An 18,763-nucleotide genomic window follows, 5' to 3' on the forward strand; every position below is an offset into this window, starting at 1 on the left:
GGGGCGCCCCGGCCCGCCGTCCTGGCCGCCTCGCTATTGCTGCTGGCGGCGCTGTTCAAGCTCGCGCAGGCATTGCGCCACGCCGGTCTGCATCTGCGCGTTGGACACTGCGGCGCGGTCCGAGACCCGGCGGCAGCGTTCGTACTCGGACCTGCTGGCCGGGGTATCGCTGATCGCCGCCGGCGCCTGCGCCCCGGCCTCGCCCGTGACGGTGATGCGCAGCGTCGAGGGCGGCGAGAGGCTGCCGTCCTTGGAGCGGACGCTGGGGTATTGGAATTCCTGGCTGGCGGGCGCGGCGGTCTGCGCCTGCGCCAGACCCGCCGTGCAGGCGACGGCGAACAGGAAAGCGGAAACGATGGTTTTCTTCATGGCGACCTCTCGGGAAATAAGGCGCAGGCCGCGCCCGACCATGCGTCCGGCGGGCTTGCGCGCCGGCCTATGGTAGTCCGCCTGCGCGCGCCAAGACGCAACACAATGCCGTGCAGATGTTTCCCGCCGTTTCTTCGTGGTTTCTTCGTGGCTTCTTCATGGGCTCTTCCCGCGCTCTTCCTGGACTCTTCGTTGCCGCTTGATCGCGTCGTTCCCGACGCGTCGCCGCCGCTTTGCCGCCGCGCCAGCCCGGCCCGCTGCACGCCCCCGAAGGCTAGATCAGGTTCCGCGTGCCCGCGATGGCCGCCAGCGCATGCGTCACGCCGTCATGCCAGTGCGGCGCGCGCACCCCGAAGGCCCGGGCCAGCCGGCCGCAGTCCAGCGTGGCATTGGCCGGACGCTGCGCGGCGTTCGGATACTCGCTGGCCGGCACGGCGTGGATGTCGGCCGGCGTCAGCGTCAGGGCCAGGCCGGCGCGGCGGGCCTGGCGCGCGATGAAGCAGGCGTACTCATGCCAGCTGGCATCGCCCGAGGCGCTCAGGTGGTACAGGCCGAACGGATAGTCGCCTTGGCCATGCAGATAGCGCGCCACGGCCAGCGCGGTGACGTCGGCGATATAGGCCGCGTCGGTCGGCGCGCCGCGCTGGTCGCCGACCACGCGCAAGGCCTCGGGCTGGCGCAAGGCCATCAGCATGGATTTGAGGAAGCTGTGGCCGAACACGCCATAGACCCAGGACGCCCGGAAGATCAGGTGCGCCGGATTGGCCGCCTGCACGGCGCGTTCGCCGGCCAGCTTGCTGCGTCCGTACATGTTCAGGGGCGCGGCCTCGTCATCCTCGACATAGGGCGCGGACTTGGCGCCGTCGAACACGTGATCGGACGAGTAGTGCACCATCAGCGCGCCGCGCGCGGCGGCCAGCGCCGCCAGTTCGCCAACCGCCTCGGCGTTGATCCGCATGGCGCGCACCGGGTCTTCCTCGGCGCGCTCCACGGCGGTCCAGGCCGCGGCATTGACGATCACGTCGGGCTTTTCCCGACGCACGAGCCGGGCTATCTGCAAAGGATAGGTCAGGTCGCAATCATTCCTGCCCGCCGCCGACACCACGCCCAACGGCGCCAGGCTGCGACGCAGCTCGAAACCCAATTGCCCATCCCGGCCCAGCAGCAGAATCTTCTTGGTCATGCTCTCGCTCTGCGGCGCCCGCCGCGTCTCTCCACAGGCCCGCTCCGCTCCGCGCGGATCGCCTGCTTATCGCGCAAATACCGGCCGATGCGCCCGCCTTCATGCCCTTGTGTCCGTCACGCCGCGAATCTGACGGTGCAATGGTCCGATTTTGGCCTGAGTCGCATCCGGATAGCCATACTAAAACGTAATCTGACTTCGCAAATTTAAGACTATTGAGGATGCGAACCATGGCCGCCCTCGATGGCCCCGCGCCATCCCAGTCTTGTCCACCTGCCAGCGGAGCATCGATGAAACCGGTCAATACGACATCATTCTCGGCGTCTGACGCTTCGGGTCCCGAACGCCCGGGTCCCGGCGCCGCCCGCTCGGGCGGCCGCCGACACCTGCTGCTGTCGCGCCCGCCCGCCCCCATCCGGGTCGCCATCCTGGACGACCATCCCGTCGTGGCGCTGGGAGTGGGAGCTTACCTGGAAATGCGCCAGGGCTTCCGGGTCGTGCACCAGGAAACGTCGGCGCGGGGCCTGCTGGAAAAGCTGGCCGCCTCGCCCTGCGACGTGGCGCTGATCGATTTCTACCTGCCCCAGGAACCCTGGGACGGCGTGAACTACCTGCGGCGGCTCAAGCGCTATCACCCGACGATGGCGCTCATCACCTTTTCCGCGGGCAACCGGCACGAAACGCAATACGCAGCCTTCCGTGGTGGCGCCAGCGGCTATCTCGCCAAGCAATGGGGCATGGTGTTGCTGCCGGACATGATCCGTGGCGTGCTCAGTGGCAAGGACGCATTCCTGTCGGTGCAGGACGGCAAGATACGCGCCATCCGGCCGACGCCGCCGCACGCGCAGCTGACGACCTCCGAGGTCGAGATCCTGCGCCATATCAGCCAGGGCCTGTCGGTGACGCAGATCGCGGCCCGCCTGATGCGCAGCAAGAAGACCATCAGCACGCACAAGCGCCGCGCGATGCGCAAGCTCGAGCTCTCGGACGATCTATCCCTGGCCCTGTACCTGCGCGAGAAGTTCGCCGGATGAGGCAGGCGCGGGGCGCGCCCGCGCCTCAGATGATGCGCGAGTAGCTGGCGCCGCTGCTGGCGGCGCGCAGATAGCCGTCGAAGGTCATGGCCACGGCGCGCACGAAGTACCAGCCCAGGCCCGTCACCTGCACGCCGCCGGCGCGCAGGTTGACCAGGCCCAGTTCGGCCAGGTTCGCCAGCTGGGACAGTTCGCGGCCGAAGTAGTCGCCGAAGCGCAGGCCGTGTCGGGCCTCGACCTGGGCGAAGTCCACGTCGCCCTGGCACATGATGTCCATGATGATCTCGCGCCGCACCAGATCGTCGGGGCTCAGCTCCAGGCCCCGCTCGGTCGCGAAGCGCCCGGATTCGATGGCCTCGTAGTACGCGTCCAGCGTCTTGACGTTCTGGCTGTAGGTATTGCCGATGCGGCCGATGGCCGACACGCCCAGCGCCACCAGGTCGCGGTCCGGCTGCGTGCTGTAGCCCTGGAAATTGCGGTGCAGCTCGCCGCGCTGCTTGGCCTGCGCCAGCGAATCGGAATGCAGCGCGAAATGGTCCATGCCGATGTAGGCATAGCCATGCTTGAGGAACCCCTCGATGGCCGCGCTCAGCAGGCCCACGCGGGTGGCGCGGTCGGGCAGGTCCGCCTCGTTGATGCGGCGCTGCGGCTTGAACCGCTCCGGCAGGTGCGCATAGGCGTACAGCGCGATGCGGTCGGGTCGCAGCGCGATCACCTGCGAAATCGTACAGGCGAACGATTCCGTGGTCTGCAGCGGCAGGCCATAGATCAGGTCCACGTTGACCGAGGCGTAGCCCAACGCCCGCGCGCTCTGCACCAGCGCCCGCACCTCCTCGAACGATTGCACCCGGTGCACCGCGACCTGCACGCGCGGGTCGAAATCCTGCACGCCGAAGCTCAGCCGGTTGAAACCCAGCGTGCGCAGCAGCCCCAGGCGTTCGGGCGTGGCCGTGCGCGGATCCACCTCGATGGATATCTCGGCATCGGGCTCGAAACGGAAGGCGCGCCGCAGGTCGCCCATCAGCCCGGTCAGTTCCTCATCCGACAGGAAGGTCGGCGTGCCGCCGCCGAAATGCAGCTGCGACACGGGCACGCCCGCTCCCAGTTCCTCCACGTGCAGCGCGATTTCCCGCGCCAGGGCGTCCAGATAGCGGGCGGCGCGGTCATGATGCCGGGTCACGACCTTATTGCAGGCGCAGTAGTAGCAAACCGAATCGCAGAACGGAATGTGCACATACAGCGACAGCGGCTCGGACGGGCTGCTCGCGCGCCGCTGCCGCAGCGCCTGGCGGTACGCCGGCTCGCCAAATCCGCCGTGATAACGGTCGGCGGTCGGGTACGAGGTATAGCGGGGACCATTCTTGTCCAGCCGCGCCAGGAGCTGGGGAGGAAAAAAGGGCTCGGCGGCGGACGACGCCGGGGCTTGCGAGAATTGAGGGCGTAGGGCGGCTTGCATACCTTGGATTATTCGCTCGCGGCGCGCGCGCCGCCTTGATCTCGCGCAAACGGGGCGCGCCCCGACGCCCTGGCGGCTGCTCCGCCGGCGCGTCCCTTAAAATCCGCCCTCGCCCCCGAACCGGCAAGACTAGGAGTCCCGCATGGACACAGACATGGGTACAGAACTGGATGGCCGCCTGCTGGCCATGAGACAGGCGCTGGCCATCGCCATCGCGCTGTCGACCCGCAGCAATCCCCAGGCCACCGACATGGCGCTGGAACTGCTGGGCGACCTGAAGGCGCACATGCACGAAGCGCCGTCCGACAGCCCCTTCGAGGTGCCGGCCTGGGTGGCCGGCGCCCAGGACGAACTGGACGGCATCGCCCGGCTGGTGCGCGCCTTCACGCAGACGCCCGAGCCCGGCGCGGCCGACGCCTAGGCCCGTTCGCGCCGGCTCCGGGCGCCGCGCGGCGCGGCCCGGGAGCGGCCCCGGAGGGCGGCCGCTACGAAGCATGAGGGTCCGAGGCGCCGCAGCCATTGCCGTCCGGGCGCCTGACGCGCCAGTACAGGTTGCGGAACTCGGCCGCCACCGGCTCGAAACCCTCGGGCCGGGCCGGCGCCCGTTTCAGCTCCAGCGCGCCGCAACGGCTGGCCAGGTCGGCCGGCACCCAGGGGCTGAAACGCGGCTCGCCCTTGATCAGCACCAGGGGCCGCTCCGGCAGGCGCAGGGCCAGCGCGCCGGCCTCGGCGGGCGGCCCGGACACGAGCCTGACGGGTCCGCCCAAGGCGCGCATGGCCGGCGCATGCAGGGCCTCGGCCAGCGCCCGCGAATCGAAATAGCGCCAATCGTCCGGCTTGCGCGCGATCGCGCCGCCGGTCGGCGCCACCAGCGCCATGCGCAGCATCAGGGCGGCCTGGACCACGAGGAAGGCGACCAGCGCGGCGCGCGGGGGCACCCGCCGAGTCCAGGCGCCGCCGCCCGCCAGCTCCAACGCCGCGGGCACCACGAACAGCAGATAAGGCGTGCCCCAATGCAGCTGCACGTGGGCGCCGGAGACCAGGGCCATCATGCTGACGAACAGCAGCGGCACCAGCCCGAACGCGAGCAGCAGGGCGCACGCCGCATCGGGCGCGACATCGGCCGCCACCTGGGGAGCCGCCGGACGCAACCGGCGCGTGACCAGCCACAGGGCGGCCAGCAAGGCCCAGGCCGGCAATGCGCGGTTCAGGATCTGGTCGCCCCACCAGCGCCCCACTTCGCGCGAACGCGCGCCCCAGGACAGGTCCGCGCCCAGCGAGGACGACATCGCATAGCCCAGCGGTTCGAAGTTGTGCTCGATGAGCCAGTACAGGTGCGGGAAGAAGACCGCCAGCGCGGTGAGCGCCGCCACCTGCAGGCCGAACACCTGCATCGGATCGCGCCAGCCGCGCTGGCTGAGCCAGAACACGAACACGCACAGCGCGGCCACGGCCGCCTGGTACTTGGACAGCGCGCCCAGGCCCAGGCACAGGCCCAGCGCCACCCACCAGACGATCTTGCGCGTCTGCCAGGCGCGCCAGCAGGCGGCCGCCGCGCCGGCCACGAAGGTGATCAGCGGGATCTCGTGGTTGTAGAAATGCAGCCGGCCGTTGTAGAACGTGACGCACAGCCCGGCCAGCAGCGCGACCAACGCATACGCGCCGCCGCGCATGCCGCGCAGCATGCGCCAATAGATGAAGAACCCGCCCAGCGTGCAGAGCGCGCCCAGCACATAGGTGGTCCACGCGGACCAGCCCAGCGCCTGCACGAAGGGCCACAACAGCCAGGTCGGCAGCGGCGGATGCTTGTAGTAGCCCCACTCCAGGCTGCGCACCCAGGTCAGTTGCTCGATATTGTCCGTCGGCGGCGCCAGCGTCGAGCGCTCCAGCAGCCACAGCCAGGGCGCGGCGAACGCGATCATGCCCAGAACGACCTGCCAGGCTCGCGGCCGGATGGCGTGCAGCGTGTCCTTCAACCCTCTTGCTCCCATTTCCCGCGCATCGCGGCCGCCGGTCCCGCCGATCGCCCGGCATCGGGCGGCACGGCATTATCAGACGCATCCCCGGGGCCTGGGACGGGCTTTTGTTTAGCATTTGTTCAGAATCTGTAAAGCATTCTGCGGAGCGGCGTCAGGGGCCGAATTTCAGGCAAATTGGCCTGACCACCAGATAGTTCTCAGTACATACCCTGAGATCGTTTTCCCTTTAAATTCAATATATTTTTCTTTTATCTGGATTTTCAGGTCTATATTTACTGGCCTGACCACTTGACCAAGATTCGCGGCATTCTTCTTCCGCCATGACCACCTTCCAAGCCGTTGCCGTCACCCGCCTGTACCGCATGATCGCCGACCAAATCGCCGGCCGGATCCGCGCGGGCGATTTCCCGCGCGGCAGTCGCCTGCCGTCGGAACGCGAACTGGCGGAACAGCTGCAGGTCAGCCGCGCCTCGATCCGCGAGGCGCTGATCGCGCTCGAAATCGAAGGCTACGTGGAAGTGCGCGTCGGCTCGGGCGTGTTCGTGACCGCCCGCGAAGGCGCGGCCCCGCGCCCGCCGCCGGCGCCGAGGACATCGGCCCCTTCGACCTGCTGGAAGCGCGCATGCTGATCGAGCCCGAATGCGCCGCGCTGGCCGCGCAACAGGCCACGCCCGCGCAGCTGGCCGCCATCCGCGCCGCGCACGAGGGCATGTCGCTGACCGACATGCCCGGCCAGCACGACCGCGCCTTTCACAGCGCCATCGCCGCCGCCTGCGGCAACGCCGCCCTGGCCGCCAGCGTGGCGCACCTGTGGAACCTGAGCCAGAGCAGCCCCGTGTTCAGCCGGATGCAGGACTACTTCGTCAACACCAAGGTGTGGGAAGTCGCCCACGCCGAGCACCAACGCATCCTCACCGCCATCCTCGCCCGCGACCCGATCCGCGCGCGCCATGCCATGCATGTGCACCTGATCGGCATCCTGGCGCGCCTGCGGGAGGACTTCGGCGACGACGACGGGAGCATCCGCCCCGATCTCTGACCCTTGCGCGCGACCGCCGACGGCCTGACGCCGCGACGGTCGCTCCGAAACCCATCGGCGCCCCCGGCGCCCACTCCAGGGAGTGCCTGCATGACGGTAGTACCTCCTGTCCCGCGCAATGGCGGCCAGATACTGATGCAGCAGCTGCGCATCCACGGCGCGCGGCGCGTGTTCCTGGTCCCGGGCGAAAGCTATCTGCCCTGCATCGACGCGCTGCACGAACACGCGGGCGCCATCGAACCCGTCGTATGCCGCCAGGAAAGCGGCGCCGCCTACATGGCCGAGGCCTACGGCAAGCTCACCGGCGAGCCGGGCATCTGCTTCGTCACGCGCGGTCCGGGCGCCACCAACGCCAGCATCGGCGTGCACACGGCCTTCCAGGATTCCACGCCCATGATCCTGTTCGTGGGCCAGGTCGGCAACGACTTCATGGAGCGCGAGGCCTTCCAGGAAATCGACTACCGCCGCATGTTCGGCCCCATGGCCAAGTGGGTCGCCCAGATCGACCGCTGCGACCGCATCCCCGAGTTCATCGCCCGCGCCTACGCCACCGCCACCAGCGGCCGGCCCGGCCCGGTGGTGCTGGCGCTGCCCGAAGACACGCTGTGGGGCACGGCCGCCGTCCCGGACATGCCGCGCTACCAGCGCGTGCCGAACCATCCCGGCGCGCCGGACCTCGAACGCCTGCGCGCCGCGCTGGACGCCGCGCGCCATCCCTTCCTGCTGCTGGGCGGCAGCGGCTGGACCGCCAGGGCGGTCGAGCGCATCGCCGCCTTCGCCCAGGCCTTCGAGCTGCCGGTCGGCACGGCCTGGCGGCGGCTGGAATGCTTCGACCAGCGCCATCCCAACGCCGCCGGCCAGGTCGGCTGGGGCATGACGGACGCGCTGCGCGCGCGCCTCGCGGCCGCCGACCTGATCCTGGCCGTGGGCACGCGGCTGGGCGAGGCCACCACCGAAGGCTATCTGCTGCCGGCCTGCCCGCTGCCGGCGCAGCGGCTGATCCACGTGCATCCCGACCCGGAAGAACTGGGCCGCGTCTACCAGCCCTGGCAGGCCGTCGTGGCCGGCCCGGCCGAATTCGCCGAGGCCGCCGCGACGCTGATCCCCGGCCATGCCGCGTCCCGCGCGCAGGCCGTGCGCCAGGCCCACCAGGAATACCTGGACAGCCTGGAGCCGCTGCCCGCGCCCGGCCCGCTGAGCCTGGACGCGCTGGCCGCCGGCGTCAATCAACGCCTGCCGGCCGACGCCTGCGTCACCGTGGGCGCGGGCAACTATGCGCTCTATCCGCACCGCTACCGCCAGTTCGCCGGCCCCGGCACCAGTCTGGCGCCGACGCTGGGCGCGATGGGCTACGGCCTGCCGGCGGCCCTGTCCGCCAAGCTCGAACATCCGCAGCGCACGGTGGTCTGCTACGCCGGCGACGGCTGCTTCCAGATGAACATGCAGGAACTCGGCGTCGCCCAGCAGTACCGCCTGGGCGTCGTGGTGCTGGTGTTCAACAACGGCATGTGGGGCACCATCCGCGCGCACCAGGAACGCGAGTTTCCCGGCCGTCCGATCGCGCTGGGCTTCGAGAATCCCGATTTCGCGCAGATCGCGCGCGGCTACCGTGGCTACGGCGAAATCGTGACGCGCACCGAGGACTTCGCCGCGGCCTTCGAGCGCGCGCTGGCCTATGCCGAGCGCGAACGCCTGCCCGCGCTGCTGGACATCCGCTACGACGCCGACGGCATCGCGCCCGGCCAGACCCTGTCGGCCATCCGCGACGCCGCCCTGGCGCGCCAGGCCGCTCCCCTCCACTCCTGAACCCTAGAGGCCGACCATGAGCAATTCCCCTCTGTCCGTCAACGGCAACCGGCTGTGGCAGTCCCTGATGGACCTGGCCCGGATCGGCGCCACCGCCAAGGGCGGCAACTGCCGCCTGGCCCTGACCGCGCTGGACGGCCAGGGCCGCGACCTGGTCACGGGCTGGATGCGCGACGCCGGCATGCGCGTGCGCGTGGACCAGCTGGGCAACATCTTCGCGCGCCGCGCCGGCCGCGATGACACGCTGCCCCCCGTCATGACGGGCAGCCACATCGACACCCAGCCCACTGGCGGCAAGTTCGACGGCTGCTACGGCGTGCTGGCGGGCCTGGAAGTGATCCGTACGCTCAACGACGCCGGCGTACAGACCGAAGCGCCGCTGGAAGTCGCCATCTGGACCAACGAGGAAGGCTCGCGCTTCGTGCCGGTGATGATGGGCTCGGGCGTGTTCGCCGGCAAATTCACGCTGGAAACCGCGCTGTCCGCCCGCGACGCCCAGGGCCTGTCGGTGCGCGACGAATTGCAGGCCATCGGCTACGCCGGCGCGGACCCGGTGGGCGGCCGTCCGGTGGACGCCTATTTCGAGGCGCACATCGAGCAGGGCCCGATCCTGGAGCACGAGGAAAAGGTCGTGGGCGTGGTCACCGGATCGCTGGGCCTGCGCTGGTACGACATCATCGTGACCGGCATGGAAATGCACGCCGGCCCCACGCCCATGCCGATCCGTCGCGACGCGCTGCTGGCGGCCAGCCACCTGGTGCAGGCGGTGATCGGCATCGCCAACGCCAACCAGCCGCATGGCCGAGGCACGGTGGGCGAGCTGCACGCCCATCCCGGCTCGCGCAACGTCATCCCCGGACAGGTGCGCATGACGGCCGACCTGCGCCACGAGGACGAAGCCACGCTCACCCGCATGGACCAGGCGCTGCGCCAGGCCTGCAAGGACGTGGCGGCGGCCCACCATGTCGAGGTGGAACTGAAGGACGTGCAGTATTTCCGGCCCACGCCCTTCGATCCCGACCTGGTCGGCAAGGTGCGCCAGGGCGCCGCCAGCCGTGGCCTGCCGGCCATGGACATCGTCACCGGCGCCGGACACGACGCGGTGTACATGGCCTCGGTCGCGCCCACCGCCATGATCTTCGTGCCCTGCAAGGACGGCGTCAGCCACAACGAAATCGAGGACGCGCAACCGCAGCACCTGGAAGCCGGCTGCAACGTGCTGCTGGACGCCATGGTGGCGCGCGCCGGCCGCAGCGGGAGCTGAACGACATGACACTGCACACGCTGGATTACTGGCAATCGCAAGCCGCCGCGCTGCGCCCGGAAGGCCGCGCCTACATCGACGGCGCCTACGCCGATGCCGCCGACGGCGCGACATTCGAGGCCCGCAGCCCGATCGACGGCCGCAAGCTGGCCGACGTGGCCGCCTGCGGCCAGGCCGATGTCGACCGCGCCGTGGCCGCCGCCCGCCGCGCCTTCGAGGCCGGTGCCTGGTCGGCGCTGGCGCCGCGCGAGCGCAAGGCCGCGCTGCTGCGCCTGGCCGCGCTGATCGAGGCCCACAAGGAGGAACTGGCGCTGCTGGAAACGCTGGACATGGGCAAGCCCATCCGCGACGCGCTGCAGTTCGACCTGCCGGAAACCATCCAGACCTACGCCTGGTACGGCGAGGCGGTCGACAAGCGCTACGACGAGATCGCCCCGACCGGCGCCAATGCGCTGGCCACCATCACCCGCGAACCCGTGGGCGTGGTGGCGGCCGTGGTGCCCTGGAACTACCCCTTGCTGATGGCGGCCTGGAAGGTCGCGCCGGCGCTGGCGGCCGGCAACAGCGTCATCCTCAAGCCCGCCGAGCAATCGTCCCTGAGCGCGATCCGGCTGGCCGCGCTGGTCGAGCAGGCCGGCATCCCGGCCGGCGCGTTCCAGGTGCTGCCCGGCGCCGGCCCGGTGGCCGGGCGCGCGCTGGGCCTGCACCCGGACGTGGACTGCGTGGCCTTCACCGGCTCCACCGCCACCGGCAAGCGCTTCATGACGTATTCCGGCGAATCGAACCTCAAGCGCGTCTGGCTGGAATGCGGCGGCAAGTCGCCCCACATCGTGTTCGAGGACTGCCCCGACCTGGACCGCGCCGCCCTGATCGCCGCGCTGGCGATCTTCTCGAACCAGGGCGAGGTCTGCATCGCCGGCTCGCGCCTGTACGTGCAGGACGGCATCTACGACGCCTTCATGGACAAGGTCGCGCGCCACGCGGCCGCCATGGCGCCGGGCAATCCGCTGGACCCGGCCACCGCGCTGGGCGCGATGGTGGACGAACGGCAGACGCGCTCGGTCATGGCGCGCATCGCCGCCGGCCAGGCCGAGGGCGCGCGGCTGCGCGTCGGCGGCCGCCAGGTGCGCGCGGACAGCGGCGGCTGGTACATCGAGCCCACTATCTTCGACTGCGCCGGCCCCCAGGGCGCGCTGATGCGCGAGGAGATCTTCGGCCCGGTGCTGGCCGCCCAGCGCTTCGGCACCGAGGACGAGGCCATCGCGCTGGCCAATGATTCCTCCTACGGCCTGGGCGCGGGCCTGTGGACCGCCAACCTGGGACGCGCCCACCGCCTGTCGCGCCGCCTGCGCGCCGGGCTGGTATGGGTCAACTGCTATGCCGACGGCGACGTCACCGTGCCGTTCGGCGGCGTCAAGCAATCGGGCTTCGGCCGCGACAAGTCCCTGCACGCGCTGGACAAGTACAGCGACCTGAAGACCACCTGGATCGATCTCACCGTGTAGCCGCCCATCGCTCACGCGCGCACCGTCCCAGAACATGCAAAGGGGAAAAATCTTGCAGCCGGACACGCAACGCATCGCCGCCGCCATCGACGCCCTGGAACCCTATATGGTCCGGACGCTGTCGGAATTCGTCGCGGCCCAAAGCCCATCGGGCGCGGAACAACCCGCCGCCCGCTACATCGAGCAGGCCTGGCGCGAACTCGGGCTGGCGCCCGAACGCATCCTGCTGGACGACGCCGCGCTCAAGGCGCTGCCGCTCTACGCCTGCCCCTGCGGCCCCGACGACGGCCGCTACAACCTGCTGGCGCGCCACGTCCCGGCCGCGCCGGGCGGCCGCTCGGTGCTGTTCAACGGCCATATCGACGTGGTGCCCACCGGCCCCGCCGCCATGTGGTCGCGCCCGCCCTACGAGCCGGCGGTGGTGGACGGCTGGCTGTACGGCCGTGGCAGCGGCGACATGAAGGCCGGCATCGTCTGCGCCATGGCCGCCTACAAGGCGCTGCTCGACATGGGCCTGAGGCCGGCCGGCACGGTCGGCTTCAACGCGGTGCTGAACGAGGAAGACACCGGCGCCGGCACGCTGGCCACGCTCAACGCCCTGAGCCGGGCCACGGCGCGCGCCCGGCTGGAGGATTTCGACGCGGTGATCATCCCCGAGCCCTTCGGCGAGGCCATGCTGCGCGCGCAGGTGGGCGTGTGCTGGATGTTCGTCGACCTGACCGGCAAGCCCGCGCACGTGGCCTACATGGGCTCGGGCGTGAATCCGATCGAGGCCGGCATCGCCGTCATGGCGGACCTGAAGGAACTGGAGGCGCAGTGGAACGCGCCCGAGCACCGCCACCCCGCCTTCGCCGACCAGCCGCATCCGATCAATTTCAACCTGGGCCGCATCGAAGGCGGCGAATGGAATTCGTCGGTGCCCTGCACCTGCACGCTGGGCATACGCTTCAGCTTCTATCCGGACATGACGCCGGAGGCCGCGCGCGACATCGTGGCCGCGCGCGTGCGCGCCACGGTGGCGCGGCTGAATCCGGCGCTGACCGTGCAGCTGCGCTGGCAGGGCCAGTTCGCGCCGGGCTGCGAGTTCGACCTGGACGCGCCCGCCATGCGGGCGCTGGCCGCCGCGCATGAAAAGGCCACCGGCCAGGCGCCGGCGAAGCTGGCCTGCACCGCCACCACCGACGCGCGCCACTTCCGCCTGATGACAGACCTGCCCGTGACCTGCTACGGCCCCGAGGCGCGCAGCATCCATGGCATCGACGAATCCGTGTCGATCGCCAGCATGAAGCGCGTGGCGACGGCGATGGCGCAGTTCATCGTGGACTGGTGCGGCGTGGCGCCAGCGCTGCGCTGAATTCCATACCCAGAAAACGCCGCGATGGTGCGCGGCGCCCGACATGCACCGGGTCCCGCACCAGAACGCGGCGCCGGCACGCAGCACCGTTGTAGCGAACAGACCCGCAGTACCCCGAGAACCCAGGTGGCATGAGGCTTGCTTGCAATACACCGCGACCGCCGCAAGGGCGTGCGCTCCTCATCCCCCCTTTTTCCAGCCCGGAGGCTCGCAGTGAACACGAACAAACGGAATCGCCCGATGCATCGCCCGACGTTCCGCCTGACATCCCGCAAGGTCCTGGGCGCGCTGGCCCTGGCGGCCCTGCTGCCGGCCGCGTCCGTCCTGGCCCAGACCAAGGGCGGCACGCTGAACATGATCGTCCAGCCCGAACCGCCGGTCATCGTCACCGCCATCAACCAGCAGGGACCGACGCAGTTCGTGGCCGGCAAGATCTATGAAAGCCTGCTGACCTACACCACCGACCTGAAGCCGCAGCCCGGCCTGGCCAAGTCCTGGGAAGCCGCGCCCGACGGGCTGAGCTACACCTTCCACCTGCAGGACAACGTCAAGTGGCATGACGGCAAGCCCTTCAGCGCCGACGACGTGGTGTTCTCGCTGTCCGACATGCTGCCCAAGACGCATGCGCGGGCGCGCGTGATCCTGAACAAATTCGTCGAGTCGGTGCAGGCCCCGGACCCGAAGACCGTGGTCGTCAAGCTGAAGTCGCCCTTCCCCGCCTTCATGCTGATGTTCGAGCCGGGCTTCGCGCCCATCATGCCCAAGCACATCTACGCCGGCACCGACTACATGACCAACCCGGCCAACCAGAAGCCGGTCGGCACCGGCCCGTTCATGTTCAAGGAATGGAAGCGCGGCGAGTACATCAAGCTGGCGCGCAACCCCGACTACTGGAAACCCGGCAAGCCCTACCTGGACGAGCTGGTCTTCAACGTGATCCCGGACGCGGCCTCGCGCGCCGTGGCCTTCGAGCGCGGCAGCGTGGACGTGCTGCGCGGCGGCGACGTGGACAACGTCGACATCAAGCGCCTGCGCGCCCTGCCCAAGGTGGAATACACCACCGCCGGCTGGGAGATGTTCTCGCCCCAGGCCTACCTGATCTTCAACATGCGCAAGCCGCCGTTCGACAACCTCAAGGTGCGCCAGGCGGTGATGGCGGCCATCAACCGCAACATGGTGGTCAACAACATCTTCTTCGGCCTGGGCAAGGTCGCCACCAGCCCCTTCGTCACCACCGAGATGTTCTACGACAAGAACATGCCGGCCATGCCCTTCGACATGAAGCAGGCGCGCGCGCTGATCAAGGAATCCGGCATCAAGCCGGGCGACTACACCATCCGCCAGCTGAGCTTCCCCTACGGCTCCACCTGGGACCGCCTGGCCGAATACACCAAGCAGGCGCTGGAGCAGCTGGGCTTCAAGGTCAACCTGGAGTCCACCGACGCCGGCGGCTGGGCCAGCCGCACCGGCAACTGGGACTTCGATCTGACCACCAACTTCACCTACCAGTACGGCGATCCGGCGCTGGGCGTGCAGCGGCTGTACATCTCGTCGAACATCGTCAAGGGCTCGCCCTTCGCCAACGTGCAGGGCTACAGCAACCCCGAGACCGACAAGCAGTGGGAAGCCGCCGCCTCGGAGATCGATCCGGCCAAGCGCCAGGCGCTGTACAGCCAGCTGCAGACCACGCTGGTCAAGGAAGTGGCCAACGGTTTCCTGGTGGACATGGAGTTCCCCACGCTGTACCGCGCCAACGTGAAGAACCTGGTCAGGACGGCCATCGGCCTGAACGAGTCGTTCGACGACGTCTACATCGAGAAGTAAGTCCAGAAGCAAGCGTCTTGGGCGCCGCCGCGCGGGGCGGCGGCGCCGGGACCGCGCGGCGGCCAGTCCGCCCACGGAGGACCCGAGCATGAAATTCCTGTCTTTCCTCGTCTCGCGCATCGGCAAGGCCCTGGTGGTCGTGCTGGGCGTGGTCATCATCAATTTCTTCCTGATCCGGCTCGCGCCCGGCGATCCGGCCGCGGTGCTGGCCGGCCAGGCCGGCGCGGGCGACGCCGCCTACGTCGAGCAGCTGCGCGCGGCCTTTGGCCTGGACCAGCCGCTGCTGACGCAGCTGATGCTCTACCTGAAGGGCGTGGCGCAGCTGGACCTGGGCTTTTCCTACCGCAACCACGTGCCGGTGCTGGACCTGATCGTCGAGCGGCTGCCCGCCACCTTCCTGCTGATGTCCTGCGCCTTCGTGTTCTCGATCGTGTTGGGCGTGCTGCTGGGCGTGGTCGCCGCCAAGGCGCGCTACCGCAACAAGCGACGTTGGATCGACAGCAGCGTCATGACGGGCGCGCTGCTGCTGTACGCCACGCCGCTGTTCTGGCTGTCGCTGATGGGCATCCTGCTGTTCTCGGTGGTGCTGGGCTGGCTGCCGGCCTTCGGCATGGAAACCGTGGGCGCGGGCCTGACGGGCTGGGCGCGCGCCGGCGACATCGCGCAGCACCTGGTGCTGCCCACCGTGACGCTGGGCTGCTTCTTCATGGCCGTGTACGTGCGCCTGACGCGCGCCTCGATGCTGGAGGTGATCGGCATGGACTTCGTCAAGACCGCGCGCGCCAAGGGCGTCGGCCCGGGGCGCGTGATCCGCGCCCACGTGCTGCGCAACGCGCTGCTGCCGGTCATCACCTTCGCGGGCATCCAGCTGGGCCAGATGGCCGGCGGCGCGGTGCTGACCGAGACCGTGTTCGCCTGGCCCGGCATCGGCCGGCTGATGTTCGACGCCCTGTTGCAGCGCGACTATCAGCTGCTGCTGGGCATTTTCCTGGTCACTTCCATCATGGTGGTGGTCTTCAACCTGCTCACCGACGTGCTGTACCGGCTCATCGATCCGCGCATCGGCGCGGGAGCGCAACAGGGAGCCGCCGCATGAAATCCTTCGCGCGCCGCTATATGCGCAATCATGGCGCGGTGGCCGGCCTGGTCATCGTGCTGCTGGTGGTGGCCGTGGCCCTGGCCGCGCCGCTGTTGTATGAAGAATCGCCGTGGATGATGGTGGCCGATCCGCTGATCCCGCCCTTCACCAACGCCGACTATCCCTTCGGCACCGACATGCTGGGGCGCGACATCACCGCCGGCCTGGTCTGGGGCGCGCGCGTGTCGCTGTTGGTGGGGCTGCTGTCCACCGCCGTGGCGCTGGGCTTCGGCATCGTGGTCGGCGCCATCGCCGGCTACTGTGGCGGCCGCATCGACGACGCGCTGATGCGCTTCACCGAGTTCTTCCAGACCATCCCGCAGCTGGCGATGGCGGTGGTGCTGGTGGCCATCATCGGGCCCTCGGTGTATTCCATCATGGGCGCCATCGCGCTGGTGTCGTGGCCGCCGGCCGCGCGGCTGGTGCGTTCTGAGTTCATGACGCTCAAGCAGCGCGAGTTCGTGCAGGCGGCCATCGTGATCGGCCAGGCGCCGGCCCGCATCGTCGGCACCCAGATCCTGCCCAACGCCATGTCGCCCATCATCGTGTCGGCCTCGTTCATGGTGGCAACCGCCATTCTCACGGAGTCCTCGCTGTCCTTCCTGGGGCTGGGCGACCGCAACGAGATGAGCTGGGGCTTCATGATCGGCGCGGCCCGCACCATGATCCGCGAAGCCTGGTGGATGAGCGTGTGGCCGGGCGTGGCCATCCTTCTGACCGTGCTGGCCATCAACCTGATCGGCGAAGGCCTGAACGATGCCCTCAACCCGCAGCTGCGCAAGCGCGGCGAATAGGAGCCCAGCCATGAACCCCCAAGGCATGCCGGCCGCCGCGCCGGCCACGGGCGACGCCCCGCTGCTGTCCATCCGCAACCTCAGCATCGCCCTGCCCGCCGGCGGCGACCGCGCCTATGCGGTGCGCGACGTGTCCTACGACATCCGCGCCGGCGAAATCCTGTGCATCGTCGGCGAATCCGGTTCCGGCAAATCCATGAGCGCCAACGCCATCATGGGCCTGTTGCCCGACTACCTGACGCCGCAGCAGGGCAGCATCCTGTTCCGAGGCGCGGACCTGCTGCGCCAGGACGAGGCCAGCCTGCAGGCCATGCGCGGCAAGGACATGGCGATGATCTTCCAGGAGCCGCTGTCGGCGCTGAACCCGCTGATGACGGTGGGCGAGCAGATCAGCGAAGTCATGCGCGTGCACGACGCCTATCCCGGCCCCGCGCGGCTGGCGCGCGCGCTGGAACTGCTGGCCTTCGTCGGCCTGCCCGATCCGGCCACGCTGTACCACGCCTATCCGTTCCGCCTGTCCGGCGGCCAGCGCCAGCGCGTGATGATCGCCATGGCGCTGGCGCTGGAACCGGCGCTGCTGATCGCCGACGAGCCCACCACCGCGCTGGACGTGACCACGCAGGCGCAGATCCTGGCGCTGATTGCCCGCATCCAGAAGGAAAAAGGCATGGGCGTGATGTTCGTCACCCACGATTTCGGCGTGGTGGCCGAGATCGCGCACCGCGTCGCCGTGATGGAAAAAGGCGTGCTGGTCGAACAGGGGCCGGCGGACCAGGTGCTGAATCGTCCGCGCCATCCCTACACCCAGCGCCTGATCGCCGCCGTGCCGCATCGGCGCGGCGAGGAACGCGCGGCCGGCGGCGGCGAGCCGCCGGTGCTGGACGTGCGCGACCTGCGCAAGACCTATGTGATTGGCCATGGCTGGCTCGGCGGCCGGCGCGAGGTGCACGCGGTGGACGGCGTCAGCTTCAGCGTGCGGCGCGGCGAGACGCTGGGCATCGTGGGCGAGTCCGGCTCGGGCAAGTCCACCATCGGCAAATGCCTGCTGAAGCTCGTCGGCATCAATGGCGGCCAGCTGCTGTTCAACGGCCAGGACATCGCCGCCATGCCCGAATCGCGCTTCCGCCCGATGCGCAAGGACATCCAGATGATCTTCCAGGATCCCTTCGCCTCGCTCAATCCGCGCCACACCGTGGGCCGCATCATCAGCGATGGCCCGCGCGCCAACGGCGTGCCGCAGGCGGCGGCCGAGGCGCGGGCGCGCGAACTGCTGGCGCTGGTGGGGCTGGAGCCATCCGCCTTCGACCGCTACCCCAATCAGTTCTCCGGCGGCCAGCGCCAGCGCGTGGGCATCGCGCGCGCGCTGGCGCTGGAGCCCAAGGTGCTGGTGGCCGACGAGTCGGTATCGGCGCTGGACGTATCGGTGCAGGCCCAGGTGCTGGAGCTGCTGCGCGAGCTGCAACAGCGCCTGCGCATCGCCCTGGTCTTCATCACCCACGACCTGCGCGTGGCCGCCCAGATCTGCGACGCCGTGCTGGTCATGCATCGCGGCAAGGTCGTGGAACACGGCACGCCATCGCAGATCTTCGACCGCCCGCAGCACGCCTATACGAAGCAATTGATCGCCGCCGTGCCCGGCCAGCACTGGGATCCGACCCAGGCCCGCGCCCAAGCGGCATGACGCCCCCCCACACCACACAGGAGACGCATCCATGCAACGCCCCCAGGCCGTTCCCACCGTGCAGATCGACAACGAATTCGTCACCGTCACCGAATGGCGCTTCCCGCCGGGCGGCGAGACCGGCTGGCACCGCCACGGCATGAATTACGTGGTGGTGCCGCAGACCACCGGACCGCTGCTGCTGGAAACGCCCGACGGCCCGGTCACCAGCCAGCTGACCGCCGGCGTGTCGTACTATCGCTCGATTGGCGTGGAACACAATGTGATCAACCCGGGCGAAGCCGAGTTCGTATTCGTCGAGGTCGAGATCAAACAGGCATCGCACTGACGGGAACCC

Annotated in this window: 15 protein-coding genes and 1 pseudogene; 12 read left to right on the forward strand and 4 right to left on the reverse strand. The window is 69.4% G+C overall.

Annotation, left to right across the window (positions count from 1 at the left end; all coding sequences use genetic code 11):
- Nucleotides 1-33: 33 nt before the first annotated feature.
- Together AC6LJ5_RS15025 and rfbD are read right to left on the reverse strand one after the other, a co-directional pair.
- On the reverse strand, nucleotides 34-369 hold the full coding sequence (locus tag AC6LJ5_RS15025; protein WP_103275232.1) for a hypothetical protein: 336 nt from the start codon (nucleotides 367-369) through the stop codon (nucleotides 34-36).
- 274 nt (nucleotides 370-643) lie between these two features.
- A complete protein-coding gene (gene rfbD / locus AC6LJ5_RS15030) occupies nucleotides 644-1,552 on the reverse strand; it encodes a dTDP-4-dehydrorhamnose reductase (protein WP_392409932.1) in 909 nt (302 codons plus the stop codon).
- 290 nt (nucleotides 1,553-1,842) lie between these two features.
- Here rfbD and AC6LJ5_RS15035 point away from each other — a divergent pair, with 290 nt between their 5' ends.
- A complete protein-coding gene (locus tag AC6LJ5_RS15035) occupies nucleotides 1,843-2,586 on the forward strand; it encodes a response regulator (protein ID WP_103275234.1) in 744 nt (247 codons plus the stop codon).
- Between the two features lie 25 nt (nucleotides 2,587-2,611).
- On the opposite strand, the gene hemN is transcribed toward AC6LJ5_RS15035, so the two are convergent.
- Nucleotides 2,612-4,042 carry an oxygen-independent coproporphyrinogen III oxidase gene (gene hemN, locus AC6LJ5_RS15040; protein WP_392409933.1) on the reverse strand — a complete coding sequence of 477 codons (1,431 nt, stop codon included), beginning with the start codon at nucleotides 4,040-4,042 and terminating at the stop codon, nucleotides 2,612-2,614.
- A 154-nt stretch (nucleotides 4,043-4,196) separates the two neighbouring features.
- Between hemN and AC6LJ5_RS15045 the strand changes: the two genes are divergently transcribed.
- Nucleotides 4,197-4,463 carry a hypothetical protein gene (locus AC6LJ5_RS15045; protein WP_103276561.1) on the forward strand — a complete coding sequence of 89 codons (267 nt, stop codon included), beginning with the start codon at nucleotides 4,197-4,199 and terminating at the stop codon, nucleotides 4,461-4,463.
- A 64-nt stretch (nucleotides 4,464-4,527) separates the two neighbouring features.
- Here AC6LJ5_RS15045 and AC6LJ5_RS15050 read toward each other — a convergent pair whose 3' ends face one another.
- Nucleotides 4,528-6,018 (reverse strand): glycosyltransferase family 39 protein, encoded by a 1,491-nt coding sequence (locus tag AC6LJ5_RS15050; protein ID WP_498140885.1) that lies wholly within the window; start codon nucleotides 6,016-6,018, stop codon nucleotides 4,528-4,530.
- Nucleotides 6,019-6,341: 323 nt separating this feature from the next.
- Here AC6LJ5_RS15050 and AC6LJ5_RS15055 point away from each other — a divergent pair.
- The 10 genes and pseudogenes from AC6LJ5_RS15055 (at nucleotide 6,342) to AC6LJ5_RS15100 (ending at nucleotide 18,754) form a co-directional block, all read left to right on the forward strand.
- A pseudogene (locus AC6LJ5_RS15055) lies at nucleotides 6,342-7,060 on the forward strand (FadR/GntR family transcriptional regulator).
- A gap of 90 nt (nucleotides 7,061-7,150) precedes the next feature.
- On the forward strand, nucleotides 7,151-8,866 hold the full coding sequence (locus AC6LJ5_RS15060; RefSeq protein ID WP_498140886.1) for a thiamine pyrophosphate-binding protein: 1,716 nt from the start codon (nucleotides 7,151-7,153) through the stop codon (nucleotides 8,864-8,866).
- A 16-nt stretch (nucleotides 8,867-8,882) separates the two neighbouring features.
- Nucleotides 8,883-10,130, forward strand: a complete 1,248-nt coding sequence (locus AC6LJ5_RS15065; protein WP_392409935.1) for a Zn-dependent hydrolase — start codon at nucleotides 8,883-8,885, stop codon at nucleotides 10,128-10,130.
- 5 nt (nucleotides 10,131-10,135) lie between these two features.
- Nucleotides 10,136-11,635, forward strand: coding sequence for an aldehyde dehydrogenase (locus tag AC6LJ5_RS15070; RefSeq protein ID WP_103275240.1), 1,500 nt, complete (start codon nucleotides 10,136-10,138; stop codon nucleotides 11,633-11,635).
- A 34-nt stretch (nucleotides 11,636-11,669) separates the two neighbouring features.
- The gene (locus AC6LJ5_RS15075; RefSeq protein ID WP_498140887.1) at nucleotides 11,670-12,989 is read left to right on the forward strand and encodes an ArgE/DapE family deacylase; all 1,320 of its coding nucleotides are present in this window, start codon (nucleotides 11,670-11,672) and stop codon (nucleotides 12,987-12,989) included.
- A gap of 240 nt (nucleotides 12,990-13,229) precedes the next feature.
- Nucleotides 13,230-14,813 carry an ABC transporter substrate-binding protein gene (locus AC6LJ5_RS15080; RefSeq protein ID WP_392409937.1) on the forward strand — a complete coding sequence of 528 codons (1,584 nt, stop codon included), beginning with the start codon at nucleotides 13,230-13,232 and terminating at the stop codon, nucleotides 14,811-14,813.
- An 88-nt stretch (nucleotides 14,814-14,901) separates the two neighbouring features.
- On the forward strand, nucleotides 14,902-15,909 hold the full coding sequence (locus AC6LJ5_RS15085) for an ABC transporter permease (protein ID WP_392409938.1): 1,008 nt from the start codon (nucleotides 14,902-14,904) through the stop codon (nucleotides 15,907-15,909).
- A complete protein-coding gene (locus AC6LJ5_RS15090) occupies nucleotides 15,906-16,745 on the forward strand; it encodes an ABC transporter permease (protein ID WP_103275244.1) in 840 nt (279 codons plus the stop codon). Before AC6LJ5_RS15085 ends, AC6LJ5_RS15090 begins: the two co-directional genes overlap by 4 nt.
- A gap of 10 nt (nucleotides 16,746-16,755) precedes the next feature.
- Nucleotides 16,756-18,426, forward strand: a complete 1,671-nt coding sequence (locus AC6LJ5_RS15095; RefSeq protein ID WP_498140888.1) for an ABC transporter ATP-binding protein — start codon at nucleotides 16,756-16,758, stop codon at nucleotides 18,424-18,426.
- 31 nt (nucleotides 18,427-18,457) lie between these two features.
- Complete coding sequence (locus AC6LJ5_RS15100; protein WP_498140889.1) at nucleotides 18,458-18,754, forward strand: cupin domain-containing protein; 297 nt, start codon at nucleotides 18,458-18,460, stop codon at nucleotides 18,752-18,754.
- Nucleotides 18,755-18,763 lie beyond the last annotated feature (9 nt).

The sequence above is a fragment of the Achromobacter sp. 1011791174 genome, from assembly GCF_059760925.1.